Genomic DNA, 13,746 nt, shown 5'->3' with positions numbered 1-13,746 from the left:
TGGATTGTCCCCGCAGTCACGGCTGATATCGGAAGAAATGCAGGCCGAAATGGTAGAGTTCGGTGACTGCATGGTTGGGGTTCAGATCGAGTTCCTGAAAAATACCGTCGTTGAGGAAATGCAGCCTGATGGTGATACCCTGTTGCAGCGCAAGCATCGCCGCTTCATCCACCCACAGCATCCGGCCATTGACGATGCCCTGGAGGTAGTTGAGCACCATCGCATCCCAGAAGCCGTAGACGGCGGGCGACAACCAGGCGTTGGTGAGCAGATTCTGGGCTGCCGCCAACCATGCCGGCACGCCCTGAAACTCGTTGATCATCACCGAAAGAACATGCTGCCGCACCGCGCCAAAGTTGGTCGCGATCGCATTGGCGATCCAGTTGGCGAGATTGGTTCGGCGCGTTGCCGCGGTCGCATCGACGTACACGCCGCCGAATAGTGTGCCGAACAGCGCGTGGAACAAGCAATTGTTGTCGGCGCCTGAAGTCGGCAAGATTTGCTGGTTCTGCGCCGACCCAACGCCGATGTCGAAGTCCGCATAGACCGGGAGATGATCGCTGACGCCGTAATAGGCGTGCTGCCTTTTGTAGAAGTCGAGGTAGCAGACGTACCACGCTGCATCGTTAGCGAAATAGGCCAGCTCGATCTGCGACCCGAGCTTTCGCGCCTGGTCTGCGATGAAGTCGAATGCGCCAGATGTCCCGTTGAAACTGAGGGACTGTGTAAATTTGCCCAGCCGCGAGCGTAGTACGAAAATGTTATCGTACGAACTTGACTCGGCGAACGGCTTGGAGGGATCGGCACTGTAGGTCGTGTTGACGATGTTTCCGAACGTGCTGACGCATGGTTGATAGTTAGTGGTGAGGTTATGGTAGACGACATCGGCCTTGCTCGCCGCCATCGTGAAATTGCAATCGCCGACAAAGATGGTGTCGAGCGCCGGTAGTTCGTTGACCTCGACCCAAACATAATCGCCCCAGCCACCGCTGCGATCCTTGCGCAAGACGCCGCCGATCTCGGTGAGGGTCGCCAGTTGCATCAGGGCCCGACCGGAGCTCGCGCCGTTCGCCGCCTTGCCGATCACGTTGCACGGCGTCGCCGCGTGCCACGAGATCAGATTGAAGACGACCGGCAGAGCCGAATCCTCGCCCGTGACTTCGAAGGTCATCATGCCGGGCCTGCGGCCGGGAAACAGATCCTGCTCCGGCTGCCGCAGAATGACCGGAGAGCCGAGCGCGCCGATCAGCGCGGGCGCATCCGCATGGGGGTTAGCCGAGCGGCTGGGCCGTTCCTTCCAGAAGAAGGCATAGGCGTCGCGCATCGTCTTGGCCTTGGCCGAGTTGTTGACCCCGGAAAGCTCATATTGCCAGAGCGCGTTCGGATCGGCCGCGCGAAGCTTGACCAACAGATTGTCCAGCGCGCCGACGATCGCGGGAGATACCGGGCAGCCGATCGTGGTGGTGACATTGGTCCCCGCCTGGATCTCCTGCAGGCAGATGATATCGGCCTGAAGGTTCACCAAGATTATCTCCGCCATATAGCGGAGCGCGACGTCCGGCGGAATGGGATCGCCGAACGTTCGCAGGTTCCAGCTCACGATTCTCAACTTCTTCATCGGTGTCCCCGACTGAAAGCGGCGAGATAGCCCGTCCGCGCGATCGCGGCGCGGACGGGCCGAAAGGATCAGGTCGGCTGGATGAAGATCTCGCCCGGCTTGCCTGTCACCGTGCTGGCGACCCCGATCGGGCCCTGGTTGCCTTGCCCGCCGCTGCCGCCGGCGCTGCCGCCATCATTGTGCTTGCCGCCGCTGCCCGCGCCGCCGCCGTCGCCACCGTCGCCGCCCGAGCCGCCCTGACCGCCGGCGCCAGGCGTCGCCGTCAGCTTCACCGGCGGAAAGCGTGATGCGACGGCGCTGGGGAGGAACGCGGTGACGTTGCCCGCTGCATCCACGGCATTGCTGCCCGGGCCACCCTGACCACCATCTCCGCCTCGGCCGCCCTGTGCGCCGGAGCCGCCGGAACTGCCCGTGCAGCCGCAGGTGGCACCGTTGCCACCATTGCCGCCCCGTCCGCCATTAGCCCCGTCGCCGCCGACACCGCCCGTCCCGCCGCAGCCCGACTGGGTGACGATGGGCAGGTCGATCGAGGTCGTCACCGCGCCCAATCGGATGCTGGCAAGCATCGAAGGGCTGGCCGCACCGCCCGGGTTGCCTGTATTGCCCGGAGAACCCGGGTCGCCCGGCGTTCCGTCGCCGCCCGAAGATCCCGCGATTCCTGCCGAACTGCAATCGCCCGGGCTCCCGCTCTTGGCTTGCCCGGGGGAAGCGGGCGTGGTTCCCTTGGTACCAGTTGTCCCGTTCTTGCCAAGGATGTTGAACAATCCGACGCCGCTCGGCAGCGTTGCCGTGCCGTCGCGGACCAGCGCATCGGCGGTGAAGTCGAGCGCCTGACCGTTGATGACGATATAGCCGCCGTCCTTCACCGTCAGGGTGCCAAGCGATACCACGACCGGACCGCCACCCGACTGGGCCGACAGGTTCCATTCGGAACTAATCGTCATGTTAGGGTTGGAAACGAGGTAGACGTCGAGCGGGAATACCTGATCGGCGAGCGCGCGATCCTCCGTTGAAAGCGTATCGCCGTGGATGTGCCGTGCCACCGCGTCGCTTGCCCGATCGATGAACGCGTCGCCGACCGGCGCAAGCCCTTGACGAAGCGACTCCAGGGAGGGGTTAATGCCGGACGCGGTTAAAAACGACGTCAACTTCTCGAGCGTATCGATTGTGATGATGCCGGCATAACCGGCTTCCGGTGACAGGCCGAATGCCGCCGCCCGTTCTGCGAATGATGTCATTGGGTTTCCTCCTCCTGATTGCGCTTCGTTCCGGACTGGCCACCAGGCCGGCCGTCGCCAGCCACCGCCACTTCGTTCACGTAGATCCAGGGCGCTGCGCGCCCGCGCCCAGGGGCGCCGGGGCGGCCGTCCTCGCCGGCGGGCGCGCGCTCATCCGGATGTAGCGGCCGGCCGCCGCGTCCGCCGATGCCGCCGCGCCCGCCGGAGCCGGCTGCTCCCGGCACCGAAGCGAGCGAGCGGCACGTCAGGCGCGCCGCCGCCGCTTCAGGCACGGTGATGTAGATGCTGGACGCGATGCCGCCGCTGCCCGCCGCGCCGCCACAGCCACCCGCGCCGCCCGTGCCCCCCGTCCCGGGCCGGCCGTCATCGAGCTTCGCGCCGACCAGCCGCGGTGCCGGAACCGCGTCGCCGCCGTCGCCGCCCGGGCCACCATCGCCGCCCGCCCCGCCGTCACCGCCTGCGCCCGCCTGCGCGAATACCGTCGCCGCGCCGACAAGCTCGCGAATGGCGATGTCGGCCAGCTTGCACATACCACCGTTTCGGCCGTGCAGTCCGCGTCCGCCGCCGCCACCCGGCTGCCCGTCTTCGCCGTCGAGCTGGCCTGGTTCGATCGGACCGTCGAGCGTTTGGCCAATGAAAAGCGCGCGTGTCTGGGCTGGCCGGCCATGGCCGCCTGCCTTGCCGGCTGGGCCAGGAGCGCCGGATGCGCCCTCCATCGGGCCATCGCCGAAATCGACCGAGTGCGGCGTCGGCAGGATGCCGATTTGCCATTCCGCGCGCGGCTCGTGCACGATCAGTTCCTGGCAGATCATAACGAAAACGTTGCCGCGGACGACCAGCCGTGCCCTGGGGGCGAGTTCGAGCGTGCCAAGGTTCAGGACGACATAGAGCTCCTCCATGTCATCGAGGCCCCAGACATCGCCACGCACGCTCACGTCCCAGGTCTCGCCGGGGCCGACGCGCTTCTCGGCGATACTCAGCGCCTGAACGTGGAGCGGCAAATGGTGGCCAAGCGCCTCCCGGTCCGCATCGTCGAGTGCATATTCTGCGAACACCGATGCTTCACCGCGGTCGTGGAGGCCTTGCCCCAGTCGGGCCCTGATTGCCACCGGCGGATTGAAGAAGCTGGCAGCGCGCCGACGACGCTGCTCTTGGGTGGAGCCCGGAAAAGGTCTGAACGACTCGAGATCGGGTACGAGAATTTGGCTGAGTACGCCGTCCGGTCTCCATGAATCGACGAGTTCATGGCCGAGAAGCTTTGCCTTTTCAGCATATTCGGCGCCCAGACAAACGATGTCCGGCGCGAACGAAGAATCGTTTTGCCCCATAACAACGCATTCTCCAAAAAGGAGTATTTACAATTTGTTATGTGGCCCCGATACGAGACTCGCTGATCTCGTGCCTTATCGTCCTTCATTTGGATTGCTTCTGTCAACGGGCTTTATTGCGAAAATCTAATATTCTACGAGGCGCCGAGTTCAGCCTTAGCGGATGTATCGATTTGGAAATTAAACTGTGGATCGTCGCGATTCCGGCGCCCAGGCAGCGAAATTGTCGAGGCGCGTCTGGTGTTACCTGCGAGGCGGCGATCAAGCCGGGATCGGGAAACGCGGACTCTTCTTCCATGCCACCCTACAAGTAGAAGGCATAAAACGTACGATCCTCAGCTGAGGGGCGTGACGCCTGTTTTGGCGCAATCGCCCGCGGCCGGTGCAACCGTAGTTGTGGCGCACGGCGACTACGCCGACACTGTCTTCCCGTCGCCAGCGCGCGGCGGCGATCCGCGCCGACCGCGGGGCTGTGCACACGTACTTTGGAGCCGCACCGAGGCGCACACGACCGGCAGGCTGCGCTTCGGCGTTCATCCTAATCGGCGTCGCTTGGACGTCGGACCACCATGTGCGTCCGTAGCGGCAGGCGTGCTGCAATGCGCATCCGACGCGTCGTTGACAGATTTTGCGCCGGGCCGGCCAAGCCATGAAAACTGGCGCACCCGACAGGATTCGAACCTGTGGCCTCTGCCTTCGGAGGGCAGCGCTCTATCCAGCTGAGCTACGGGTGCCTGGAAAGCGGCGACTAGCAAAGCCTTTGGCCGAACGCCAGCCCGTTTCGGCAGGCCGCTGCGCAAAAGCTCAGGCCGGCTCGGCGGCCTTCTTCGCCTTGGGGGCGGGGGTCTTCGGCTTGAAGGCGCAGAGCTCGGCCACCGGGCAGCGCCAGCACTCGGGGGTGCGCGCCTTGCAGATGTAGCGGCCGTGCAGGATCAGCCAGTGGTGGGCGTGCAGGCGGAAGGGCTGGGGGACGACCTTCTCCAGCTTCAGCTCCACCGCCAGCGGCGTCTTGCCCGGCGCCAGGCCGGTGCGGTTGCAGACGCGGAACAGGTGGGTGTCGACCGCGAAGGTCTCCTGCCCGAACGCCACGTTCATCACCACATTGGCGGTCTTGCGGCCGACGCCCGGCAACTGCTCCAGCGCGTCGCGATCGGGCGGCACCTCGCCGCCATGCTCGCGGATCAGCGCCTCGGAAAGGGCGATGACGTTCTTGGCCTTGGTGTTGAACAGGCCGATCGTCTTGATGTGCTCTTTCAGCCGCGCCTCGCCGAGCGCGACCATCTTTTCGGGCGTATCGACCTCGGCGAACAGCGCGCGCGTCGCCTTGTTGACGCCGGCATCGGTCGCCTGGGCGGAGAGCGCCACGGCGACGAGCAGGGTGTAGGTGTTGACCGACTCGAGCTCGGTCTCGGGATGCGGATTGTCCGCCGCCAGCCGCGCGAAGAACTCGACGACCTGCGCCTTCTTCACACGCCGAGCACCTCGGCCATGGTGTAGCGGCCTGCGTCGCGGCCGGGAAGCCACAGCGCCGCGCGGATCGCGCCCTTGGCGAAGATGGCGCGATCATCGGCGCGGTGGGTGAGCTCGATCCGTTCGCCGTCGCTGGCGAAGACGGCGGTGTGGTCGCCGATCACCGATCCGCCGCGCAGGCTGGCCATGCCGATCGTGCCGGCGGCGCGCGGGCCGGTGAGGCCGGCGCGGTCGCTCACCCCTGCTTCGGCCAGCGTGGTGCCCATCGCTTCGGCGGCGGCGGCGCCCAGCATCAGCGCGGTACCCGAGGGCGCATCGGCCTTGTTGCGATGGTGCATCTCGACGATCTCGATGTCCCAGTCCGCTCCGAGCCGTGCGGCCGCCTCCTGGACCAATCGGGAGAGCAGGCCGATGCCGAGCGAGGTATTGCCGGTCTGCAGCACGGCGATCTCAGCCGCAGCGGCGTCGATCATCCGGTGGTGACGCTCGGCGAGGCCGGTGGTGCCGATCACGATCGGGGTGCGCGCGGCGCGGGCGGCGGCGAGGTTCGCCTCCAGCGCGGCGGGGGCCGAGAAATCGACCAGCACATCGGCCTTGCGGGCAAGCTCGGCGGGATCGTCGCCCACGTCCGCGCCGCCTGCGAGGCGGGCGCCGAAATCGGGAAGGGCGGCGGCGATCGCCTGGCCCATCCGCCCCATGCTGCCATAGATGCCGATGCTGGTCATGCTGCGGGCTGTTGCACGATCCTGCGCTCAAGCGACAGAGGCTATTTTTGCGGATCGTCCGGCTTTTTCTTCTTGCCCCCCAGCGGAATCCGCACGCTCACAAAGGCCGCGGGGGCCGAGGCGATGCCGGCGCTGTGCTGCTGCGCCTCGGCGCGCACCTCGCCGCCGCCGGGCAGCCGGATGCTGGGATCGAGCGCGCGTCGCTGCGGCGGCGCCGCCAGCTGCGGGCCGATGCGGTAGCGATCGGGCTCGTCGCGCTTGCAGACGACGATCTCGTCGGGATCGGTCGGCACCGGGCAGCGCTGCCGGGTGATCGGGCGGGAGACGATGCCGGTGCCGTCGTCATCGCCGACGGGGCCGCGCGCCTGTTGCGGCAGCAGGATCGCGAGGACGGCGAAGGCGAGCAGGGCCATGGATTTGTCTCCGATCCTTGAGGCATCAGAGAAACCAGACTTTGCGGCGCTGGCATGGCGGGCCTAGGGTCGCGGCATGGCCAGCCTTCGCAATCTCGTGATTCTCACCGGCGCCGGCGTTTCCGCCGAAAGCGGCATCGCCACCTTTCGCGGCCCCGGCGGGCTGTGGGAGGGGCACCGCGTCGAGGATGTCTGCACGCCCGAGGCGCTCGCGCGCGATCCCGAACTGGTCCACCGCTTCTACGATCTGCGGCGCGCGGCGCTGGAGACGGTCGAGCCCAACGCCGCGCACCATGCGCTCGCGCGGCTCGATGCGGCATGGCCGGGCGAATTGCTGATCGTGACGCAGAATGTCGACGACCTGCACGAGCGCGCCGGGGCGACGCGGCTGCTCCACATGCATGGCGAGCTGCGCTCGGCGCTGTGTGCGGCCTGCGGCGTGCGCGAGCGCTGGGAGGAGGCCCTGCCGCCCGAGAGTGAATGCCCCAATTGCGGCATGCTCGCGCTGCGCCCCGACATCGTCTTCTTCGGCGAGATGCCCTACGAGATGGAGCGGATCGAGGCGGCGCTGGCGGACGCGGACCTGTTCGTCTCGATCGGCACCTCGGGCGCGGTCTATCCGGCGGCGGGGTTCGTCCAGACCGCGCGGCACTATGGCGCGGCGACGCTGGAGATGAACCTGGAGCCCTCCGGCGGCAGCCACTGGTTCGAGGAGAGCCGGATGGGCCCGGCGGGCACGCTGGTCCCGGCTTGGGTCGACGAACTGCTCGCCACAGCCTGAGCCTGCGCAACATCGCGCTAGCATTGCGCAGCATCCTGCGGAAGGATGCGGCCAAGGCGTCGCGACAGGCGCCAGCGATATGGGAGAGGCGGGCTATGCCCCAGCAGGCGATCTTCATTACCGGCGGTGCGTCGGGCATCGGGCGGGCGGTGGCCGTTCTATTTGCGCAGCGCGGCTGGCGCGTCGGATTGGCCGACGTAAATGCGGCGGGGCTGGCGGAGACGCTGGCGATGCTCCCGGTGGGCAGTGCCACGACGCACCCGCTCGACGTGCGCGACCGGGATCAATGGGTTGCGGCGCTCGCCGACTTCGCGGCAGCGAGCGGCGGGCGGATGGACGTGCTGTTCAATAATGCCGGGATCGGCACCAGCGGCCCCTTCGCCACGACGCCCCCGGCCGAGCTGGAGCGCTGCGTCGCGATCAACCTGCTCGGCGTGGTCCACGGCGCGCATGCCGGCTTCGAGCTGCTCGCCGCGACACCGGGGTCGGCGATGCTGATCACCAGCTCGGCGGCAGGGATTTACGGTGCCTCGGGCGCGGCGATCTATTCGGCGACCAAGTTCGCGGTGCGCGGGCTGGCCGAGGCGCTGGACGGCGAATGGGCGTCGGCGGGGGTGAAGGTGCGCACGCTGATGCCGTCGTTCATCGATACCCCGCTGCTCGACCAGCCGGCGGGCGGCTCCAACCAGCATATCCGCGAGAATGTGCGGCGGGCAGGGCTGGAGATCACACCGGTCGGCGACGTCGCCGAGGCGGCATGGGCGGCGGTGCATGGGCAGGTTCTCCACACCCGCGTCGGCAAGACCGCGCGGAAGCTGTGGTTCGCGGCGCGCTGGATGCCGGCGGCACTGCGCGAGCAGGCGCAGCGCAGCAGGCTCGGGCGGCGCTAGGGTTGGCAGTCGTGCCGAGTTCGCGATACGGGCGACGCTCGCGTAACGACGGGAAGGGAAAGCGCATGAAGATGGGGGTGCTGATCGGCCTCGGCCTGCTGGCGGCGGTGCCGGCACAGGCGCAGGTGAAGTCCACCGATCCGCAATCGGTAGTCAAGGCGCTGCAGGACGCGGGCTACAAGGCGGAGCTTTCGAAGGACAGCGACGGCGATCCGATCATCCGCAGCGGCGCGCAGGGCTATAAATACACCATCTTCTTCATGAGCTGCGAGAAGGGTCGCAACTGCGGCGACATCCAGTTTTACGCCGGCTGGACCAACAAGCTGTCGGCCGAGCGCGCCAATGCCTGGACGCAGAAGCATCGCTTCGCCCGGGTCTATGCGGACGACAAGGGCGAGGCGGCGATCGAATATGACCTGAACTTCGAGGACCAGCCGATGACCACCGCGCTGTTCCGCAAGAACCTGGAGCTATGGGACTCGCTGGTCGGCAGCTTCGTCGACTATATCAACGAGCCGGACGAGACGGCCAAGAAGTGACGAGGCGGACGGGCTGTTCAGAACAGCCCGTCCTCGTCCTGCTGTCCGGGGCTCGACGCGCCAGAGCCGGGCAGCGCGAAGCGGCCATGGATCTCGCGTTCGCGCGCCATGGTGTAGCTGCGCGCCATGCCGTCGAGCTGGCTTGCAAGTGCTGCGGCGACATCGCCCTGCGGCGCCGCGCAGGGGCTGCCGAACAATTTCAACTGGAGCACCGCGCTGCGCAGCGAATCGCCGAACGCGGCTTCGCAATCGACGTGCTTGGTGCTGCTCTCCAGGATGCGGTGCACGGCCGCGGCATCTTCGCCCAGCCCAGCCAAGCCCTCGCGCATGCGCACGGCGCCTTCATGAATGCAGGCGAGCGATTCGGTGAGCGCCGCGGCGGGGTCGGCGCCTTCTTCCGCCTGCGGATCGCGTAGCGCCGTCACCGCGGCGACCATCGCCTCCACCGACTGGCGGATCTCGCCCGAAATCGTCGCCAGCGTCGTCGCGAAGCCGCGGATCTCGGAGGCGACCATCGCCAGTGCCTTGCCTTCGTCGCCGAGGCGGTGGCAGCGCAGATCGGTGTTCCACGCCATCAGGTGCACGTCCTCGTTCACCCGGTGCACCACGCGCAGCCGCTCGGCCAGGCGTTCGGCGCTGTCCGAGGTCGAGCCGCCCAGCGCTTGTGCCTTGGCATCGGCGTCGCGCAGCCGCGCGGTGACCTGCGCCACATCGGCGACGCTCTTTTCCAGCGCGGCGAGGAACACGCCGCCATCGTCGCGCCGCTCGCGATCGCCTTCGGCCTTGATCTCCAGCAGCTGCGCCGCGCTCGGCGCGATGCCGCGCAGGCTGTCGGCGAGGCGCTGCGACTCGCGGTGGAAGGCCTCGACCGTGTCCGAAGTCTGGGCGGCGAACAGCGCGACCATATGGCCGACCACAGAAATCGCTGCGGCGGGATCGGCGCGGTCGCGATAGGCGATCAGCGCGCGGATGCCGGCGGCGATATGCTCCAGCCGCTGGCGGGTGATGTCGCCGATCTGCATCGCGTCGATCGCAGTCGCCACCTGGCCGTGGATTTCGCGCGCGACGACGGCGATGCGGGCGGCCCGGGCGGCGTCGGCCGCCTGGTGGCGCTGCAGCGCCTCGGCATCCTCGGCGAGCTTGCGCGGGACGTGCGGGATCACCTTGGCGCATTCCGCCGCCAGCTGGCGATCGACGTCGATCAGCGCCGGGATGCTGGCGGTGAGCCGTTCGATCTCGGTGCCGATGCCGCCGATCTCGATCTCGCCCACGTCGAGCCGGACGTTCATCGTGTCGGCGAAATCGGCAAAGCCGTTGCGGCCCGCCGCCGCCACCTTGATGTTGAGCCCGCAGATCCGCAGGAAGTCGAGCGTCCGCTTGATCTGCGCGATGTGGTTGGCGAGCGGCCGTGCGCCGGCGGCAATCCGCTCCAGCCCGGCCTGTCGCGTCGCCTGCACCGCAGGGAGCCGCTCCAGCCGTTCGGCGGTGGTCCGCATGTTCCGCACGGCTGCTTCGGCGGCATCGCGGCCCAGCGCATGGGTGATGCTCTCCAGTGCGCCGATGAGCCGCTCGACGATCGCATGCGCCTGCGCCAGCGCTTCGCTTGCGGAGCCGAAGCGCGAATCGAGATTGCCGGCGACCTGGCGCAACGTCGCCTCGATCTCCGCCAGCGACAGCTCCGATTCGGGATTGGGATCAGGAATGGGCGCGGCGTACATGGCCGTCTCCTTGGCAAGCGGTCCTGGGGCCGGGGCGGGGGGACGGATCCAGCGCTGGTACTGCGGACAAGGGCTGCTCCGTGGGGCGTCGGCATCCGCGCGGGCGGGGTGCCCGTGCAGCATCCGACGCAAGGATCGTCGGTCTGGCGACTAGCAGTCCGAATCCTTAGGACCGCTTAACGCGTCGGCAGAATGCGCCGAAGAATGCATGGGGGAGGCTCTGGTGCTGCTGGCCCTTTGGCTGCGCATCGGCTAGGCGGTGCGCAATCATGCTCAATCTGACCGACATCACGGTGCGCCTGGGTGGCCGCACGATCATCGACGGCGCCACCGCCAAGCTGCCGCCGCGCGGGCGCATCGGCCTGATCGGCCGCAACGGCGCCGGTAAATCGACGCTGGTGAAGGTGATCGCCAGCCAGCTCGAACCCGATGGCGGCAGCGTCGACATGCCGCGCGGCGCCAAGCTCGGCTATATCGCGCAGGAGGCCCCCGGCGGCACCGCGACGCCGTTCGAGACGGTACTCGCCGCCGATGTCGAGCGCGCCGCGCTGCTCGAGGAGAGCGAGACCAGCCACGATCCCGATCGCATCGGCGAAATCCATGAGCGGCTGATCGCGATCGACGCGCATGCCGCGCCCTCGCGCGCCGCGCGCATCCTGGTCGGCCTCGGCTTCGACGAGGAGATGCAGCATCGCGAGCTGGAGAGCTTCTCGGGCGGCTGGCGGATGCGCGTGGCGCTGGCTAGCCTGCTCTTCTCGCAGCCCGACCTGCTGCTGCTCGACGAACCGTCGAACCACCTCGATCTCGAAGCGGTGCTGTGGCTGGAGGACTTCCTGAAGTCCTATCCGGCGACCATCCTGCTGGTCAGCCACGAGCGTGATTTCCTCAACAATGTCGTCGATCACATCCTGCACCTGGAGCGGGGCAAGCTGACGCTGTACCCGGGCGGTTATGACGCGTTCGAGCGCCAGCGTGCCGAGCGCCAGGCCCAGCTCGCCGCCGCGCGGGTCAAACAGCAGGCCGAGCGCGAGAAGCTGCAGGATTACATCGCCCGCAACTCGGCGCGTGCCTCGACCGCCAAGCAGGCGCAGAGCCGGCAAAAGGCGCTGGCGAAGATGCAGCCGATCGCCGAGCTGGTCGACGATCCCTCGCTCAGCTTCGACTTCCCCAATCCGGACGAGTTGCGCCCGCCACTGATCACGCTCGACATGGCGAGCGTCGGCTATGGCGAAAAACCGATCCTGCAGCGGCTCAACCTGCGCATCGACCCGGACGACCGGATCGCGCTGCTCGGCCGCAACGGCAACGGCAAGACCACGCTCGCCCGGCTGCTCGCCGCGCAGCTGACGCCGATGGACGGCGGGATGAACAGCAGCGGCAAGATGAAGGTGGGGTACTTCACCCAGTATCAGGTGGAGGAGCTCGACCGCGACGACACGCCGCTGCAGCACATGACGCGCAACATGGCCGGGGCCAGCCCCGGCGCGGTGCGCGCGCAGCTCGGCCGCTTCGGCTTTTCGGGCGACAAGGCGACGACCAAGGTCGGCAAGCTTTCGGGTGGCGAACGCGCGCGCCTGGCGCTCGCGCTGATTACCCGCGACGCACCGCACCTGCTGATCCTCGACGAGCCGACCAACCACCTCGACGTCGATGCGCGCGAGGCGCTGATCCAGGCGCTCAACGGCTATTCGGGCACCGTCGTCGTGGTCAGCCACGATCGCCACATGCTCGAGATGACAGCGGACCGGCTGGTGCTGGTCGACCAGGGCACCGCGAAGGAGTTCGACGGCAGCCTGGACGATTACATCGCCTTCGTGCTCTCGAAGGATTCGAGCGGCGGCGGCAAGGGCGGCGCCTCCAAGGCCGATCGCAAGGAAGCCCGCCGCGCCGCCGCCGAAGCGCGCGAGAAGGGCACCGCGCTGCGCAAGGCGGCCAAGGCGGCGGAGACCGAGCTTGCCCGGCTGCAGGCGCAGCTTTCGGCGCTGGAAAAGGCGATGTTCGATCCGGGCAATGCCGATGCCGCGCTGACCAAGCTGACGATGACCGATCTGATGAAGCGGCGGGCGGAAGTGAGCGCGCTGATCGAAACGGCCGAACTGACCTGGATGGAAGCCAGCGAGGCGCTCGAAGGGCTGGGGGGCTGATACGGACCTTTATCCCCCTCCCGCAAACGGGAGGGGGACGAGAAGGGAGGACCTTGCCTCAAGCGATCGTCGGCACGATTCCGCCTTCCACCCGGATCGCCGCGCCGTTGGTGATCGCCCCCAGCGGGCTGGCGAGCAGCGCCACCTGCGCGGCGATCTCGTCGGCCTCGATCAGCCGGCGGATCAGCGAGAGCGGGCGCATCTTCGCGAAGAACTCGGCTTCGCGCTCGGCCTCGGGCGCATCCTTGTTGTCGACCACCGAGCGGATGAACTCCACGATGCCTTCCGAGCGCGTCGGCCCCGGCAGCACCGAATTGACCGTCACGTTCGTGCCCCGGGTCTGCTCGGCAAGGCCACGGGCGATCGCCAGCTGGGCGGTCTTGGTGGTACCGTAGTGGATCATCTCGCTGGGGATCACGAGCCCGCTCTCGCTGGCGATGAACAGCACCCGGCCCCAGTTCCGCGCCAGCATGCGCGGGAAATAATGCCGCGCCAGCCGCGCGCCGCTGACCACGTTGACCTCGAACAGATGGTGCCAGTCTTCGTCGGTGATCTCGGTGAACGGCTTGGCTTCGTAGATGCCGAGATTGTTGACGAGGATGTCGGTGTCCGGAACCGCCGAGATCAGCGTCGCCGCGCCGTCCGCAGTCGCGGGGTCGGCGAGGACGGGGTTTACGGTGCCGAGCTTGGCGATGCGCGCGGCGGCCTCGTCGAGCTTGGCCTGGCTGCGGCCGGTGATCGTTACCGCCACGCCTTCCTGGGCGAGCCGTTCGGCGATGGCGAGGCCGATGCCGGCGGTGGAGCCGGTGACGAGGGCGGTCTTGCCGGTAAGCTGCAGGTCCATGGGGTATCTCCTTCCAATGTCGAAGCGGAAGGTAGGCG

Annotated in this window: 12 protein-coding genes and 1 tRNA gene; 4 read left to right on the top strand and 9 right to left on the bottom strand. The window is 67.6% G+C overall.

What is annotated here, in order from left to right:
• Nucleotides 1–16 precede the first annotated feature (16 nt).
• The 7 genes from ABIC35_RS12535 to ABIC35_RS12505 all read right to left on the bottom strand — a co-directional run bounded on the left by ABIC35_RS12535 (nt 17) and on the right by ABIC35_RS12505 (nt 6,792).
• Nucleotides 17–1,618 (bottom strand): hypothetical protein, encoded by a 1,602-nt coding sequence (locus ABIC35_RS12535; protein ID WP_121072271.1) that lies wholly within the window; start codon nt 1,616–1,618, stop codon nt 17–19.
• Between the two features lie 68 nt (nt 1,619–1,686).
• A complete protein-coding gene (locus tag ABIC35_RS12530; RefSeq protein ID WP_183049258.1) occupies nt 1,687–2,856 on the bottom strand; it encodes a hypothetical protein in 1,170 nt (389 codons plus the stop codon).
• On the bottom strand, nt 2,853–4,184 hold the full coding sequence (locus ABIC35_RS12525; protein WP_147425805.1) for a hypothetical protein: 1,332 nt from the start codon (nt 4,182–4,184) through the stop codon (nt 2,853–2,855). The genes ABIC35_RS12530 and ABIC35_RS12525 overlap by 4 nt, the downstream gene beginning before the upstream one ends.
• Before the next feature lie 657 nt (nt 4,185–4,841).
• Nucleotides 4,842–4,918: transfer RNA gene (locus tag ABIC35_RS12520), tRNA-Arg, on the bottom strand.
• A 70-nt stretch (nt 4,919–4,988) separates the two neighbouring features.
• Nucleotides 4,989–5,654 (bottom strand): endonuclease III, encoded by a 666-nt coding sequence (gene nth / locus ABIC35_RS12515; protein ID WP_121072267.1) that lies wholly within the window; start codon nt 5,652–5,654, stop codon nt 4,989–4,991.
• Nucleotides 5,651–6,379: a 4-hydroxy-tetrahydrodipicolinate reductase gene (gene dapB / locus ABIC35_RS12510; RefSeq protein WP_121072265.1), complete on the bottom strand. Its 729-nt coding sequence runs from the start codon at nt 6,377–6,379 to the stop codon at nt 5,651–5,653. Before dapB ends, nth begins: the two co-directional genes overlap by 4 nt.
• A 41-nt stretch (nt 6,380–6,420) precedes the next feature.
• Nucleotides 6,421–6,792, bottom strand: a complete 372-nt coding sequence (locus ABIC35_RS12505; RefSeq protein ID WP_121072263.1) for a hypothetical protein — start codon at nt 6,790–6,792, stop codon at nt 6,421–6,423.
• 76 nt (nt 6,793–6,868) lie between these two features.
• Here ABIC35_RS12505 and ABIC35_RS12500 point away from each other — a divergent pair, with 76 nt between their 5' ends.
• The 3 genes from ABIC35_RS12500 (at nt 6,869) to ABIC35_RS12490 (ending at nt 9,002) form a co-directional block, all read left to right on the top strand.
• Nucleotides 6,869–7,573, top strand: a complete 705-nt coding sequence (locus tag ABIC35_RS12500; protein WP_121072261.1) for an NAD-dependent deacylase — start codon at nt 6,869–6,871, stop codon at nt 7,571–7,573.
• Nucleotides 7,574–7,668: 95 nt separating this feature from the next.
• Complete coding sequence (locus ABIC35_RS12495) at nt 7,669–8,463, top strand: SDR family oxidoreductase (RefSeq protein ID WP_121072259.1); 795 nt, start codon at nt 7,669–7,671, stop codon at nt 8,461–8,463.
• Between the two features lie 65 nt (nt 8,464–8,528).
• Nucleotides 8,529–9,002 (top strand): YbjN domain-containing protein, encoded by a 474-nt coding sequence (locus ABIC35_RS12490; RefSeq protein WP_121072257.1) that lies wholly within the window; start codon nt 8,529–8,531, stop codon nt 9,000–9,002.
• 17 nt (nt 9,003–9,019) lie between these two features.
• On the opposite strand, the gene ABIC35_RS12485 is transcribed toward ABIC35_RS12490, so the two are convergent.
• The gene (locus ABIC35_RS12485; RefSeq protein ID WP_121072254.1) at nt 9,020–10,720 is read right to left on the bottom strand and encodes a methyl-accepting chemotaxis protein; all 1,701 of its coding nucleotides are present in this window, start codon (nt 10,718–10,720) and stop codon (nt 9,020–9,022) included.
• Between the two features lie 269 nt (nt 10,721–10,989).
• Between ABIC35_RS12485 and ABIC35_RS12480 the strand changes: the two genes are divergently transcribed.
• Nucleotides 10,990–12,864, top strand: coding sequence for an ABC-F family ATP-binding cassette domain-containing protein (locus ABIC35_RS12480; protein WP_121072251.1), 1,875 nt, complete (start codon nt 10,990–10,992; stop codon nt 12,862–12,864).
• A gap of 58 nt (nt 12,865–12,922) precedes the next feature.
• Here ABIC35_RS12480 and ABIC35_RS12475 read toward each other — a convergent pair whose 3' ends face one another.
• Nucleotides 12,923–13,708, bottom strand: a complete 786-nt coding sequence (locus tag ABIC35_RS12475) for an SDR family NAD(P)-dependent oxidoreductase (protein WP_121072249.1) — start codon at nt 13,706–13,708, stop codon at nt 12,923–12,925.
• Nucleotides 13,709–13,746 lie beyond the last annotated feature (38 nt).

The sequence above is a fragment of the Sphingomonas trueperi genome (genome assembly GCF_040545965.1).
Classification (GTDB): domain Bacteria; phylum Pseudomonadota; class Alphaproteobacteria; order Sphingomonadales; family Sphingomonadaceae; genus Sphingomonas; species Sphingomonas trueperi_C.
This window is presented reverse-complemented; position numbering and strand designations above follow the sequence as displayed.

Excerpts from the sequence above, each read along its gene's own strand:
- ABIC35_RS12535 (WP_121072271.1), bottom strand. The coding sequence starts at position 1,618 with ATGAAGAAGTTGAGAATCGTGAGCTGGAACCTGCGAACGTTCGGCGAT.
- ABIC35_RS12530 (WP_183049258.1), bottom strand. The coding sequence starts at position 2,856 with ATGACATCATTCGCAGAACGGGCGGCGGCATTCGGCCTGTCACCGGAA.
- ABIC35_RS12525 (WP_147425805.1), bottom strand. The coding sequence starts at position 4,184 with ATGGGGCAAAACGATTCTTCGTTCGCGCCGGACATCGTTTGTCTGGGC.
- dapB (WP_121072265.1), bottom strand. The coding sequence starts at position 6,379 with ATGACCAGCATCGGCATCTATGGCAGCATGGGGCGGATGGGCCAGGCG.
- ABIC35_RS12505 (WP_121072263.1), bottom strand. The coding sequence starts at position 6,792 with ATGGCCCTGCTCGCCTTCGCCGTCCTCGCGATCCTGCTGCCGCAACAG.
- ABIC35_RS12500 (WP_121072261.1), top strand. The coding sequence starts at position 6,869 with ATGGCCAGCCTTCGCAATCTCGTGATTCTCACCGGCGCCGGCGTTTCC.
- ABIC35_RS12495 (WP_121072259.1), top strand. The coding sequence starts at position 7,669 with ATGCCCCAGCAGGCGATCTTCATTACCGGCGGTGCGTCGGGCATCGGG.
- ABIC35_RS12490 (WP_121072257.1), top strand. The coding sequence starts at position 8,529 with ATGAAGATGGGGGTGCTGATCGGCCTCGGCCTGCTGGCGGCGGTGCCG.
- ABIC35_RS12485 (WP_121072254.1), bottom strand. The coding sequence starts at position 10,720 with ATGTACGCCGCGCCCATTCCTGATCCCAATCCCGAATCGGAGCTGTCG.
- ABIC35_RS12480 (WP_121072251.1), top strand. The coding sequence starts at position 10,990 with ATGCTCAATCTGACCGACATCACGGTGCGCCTGGGTGGCCGCACGATC.
- ABIC35_RS12475 (WP_121072249.1), bottom strand. The coding sequence starts at position 13,708 with ATGGACCTGCAGCTTACCGGCAAGACCGCCCTCGTCACCGGCTCCACC.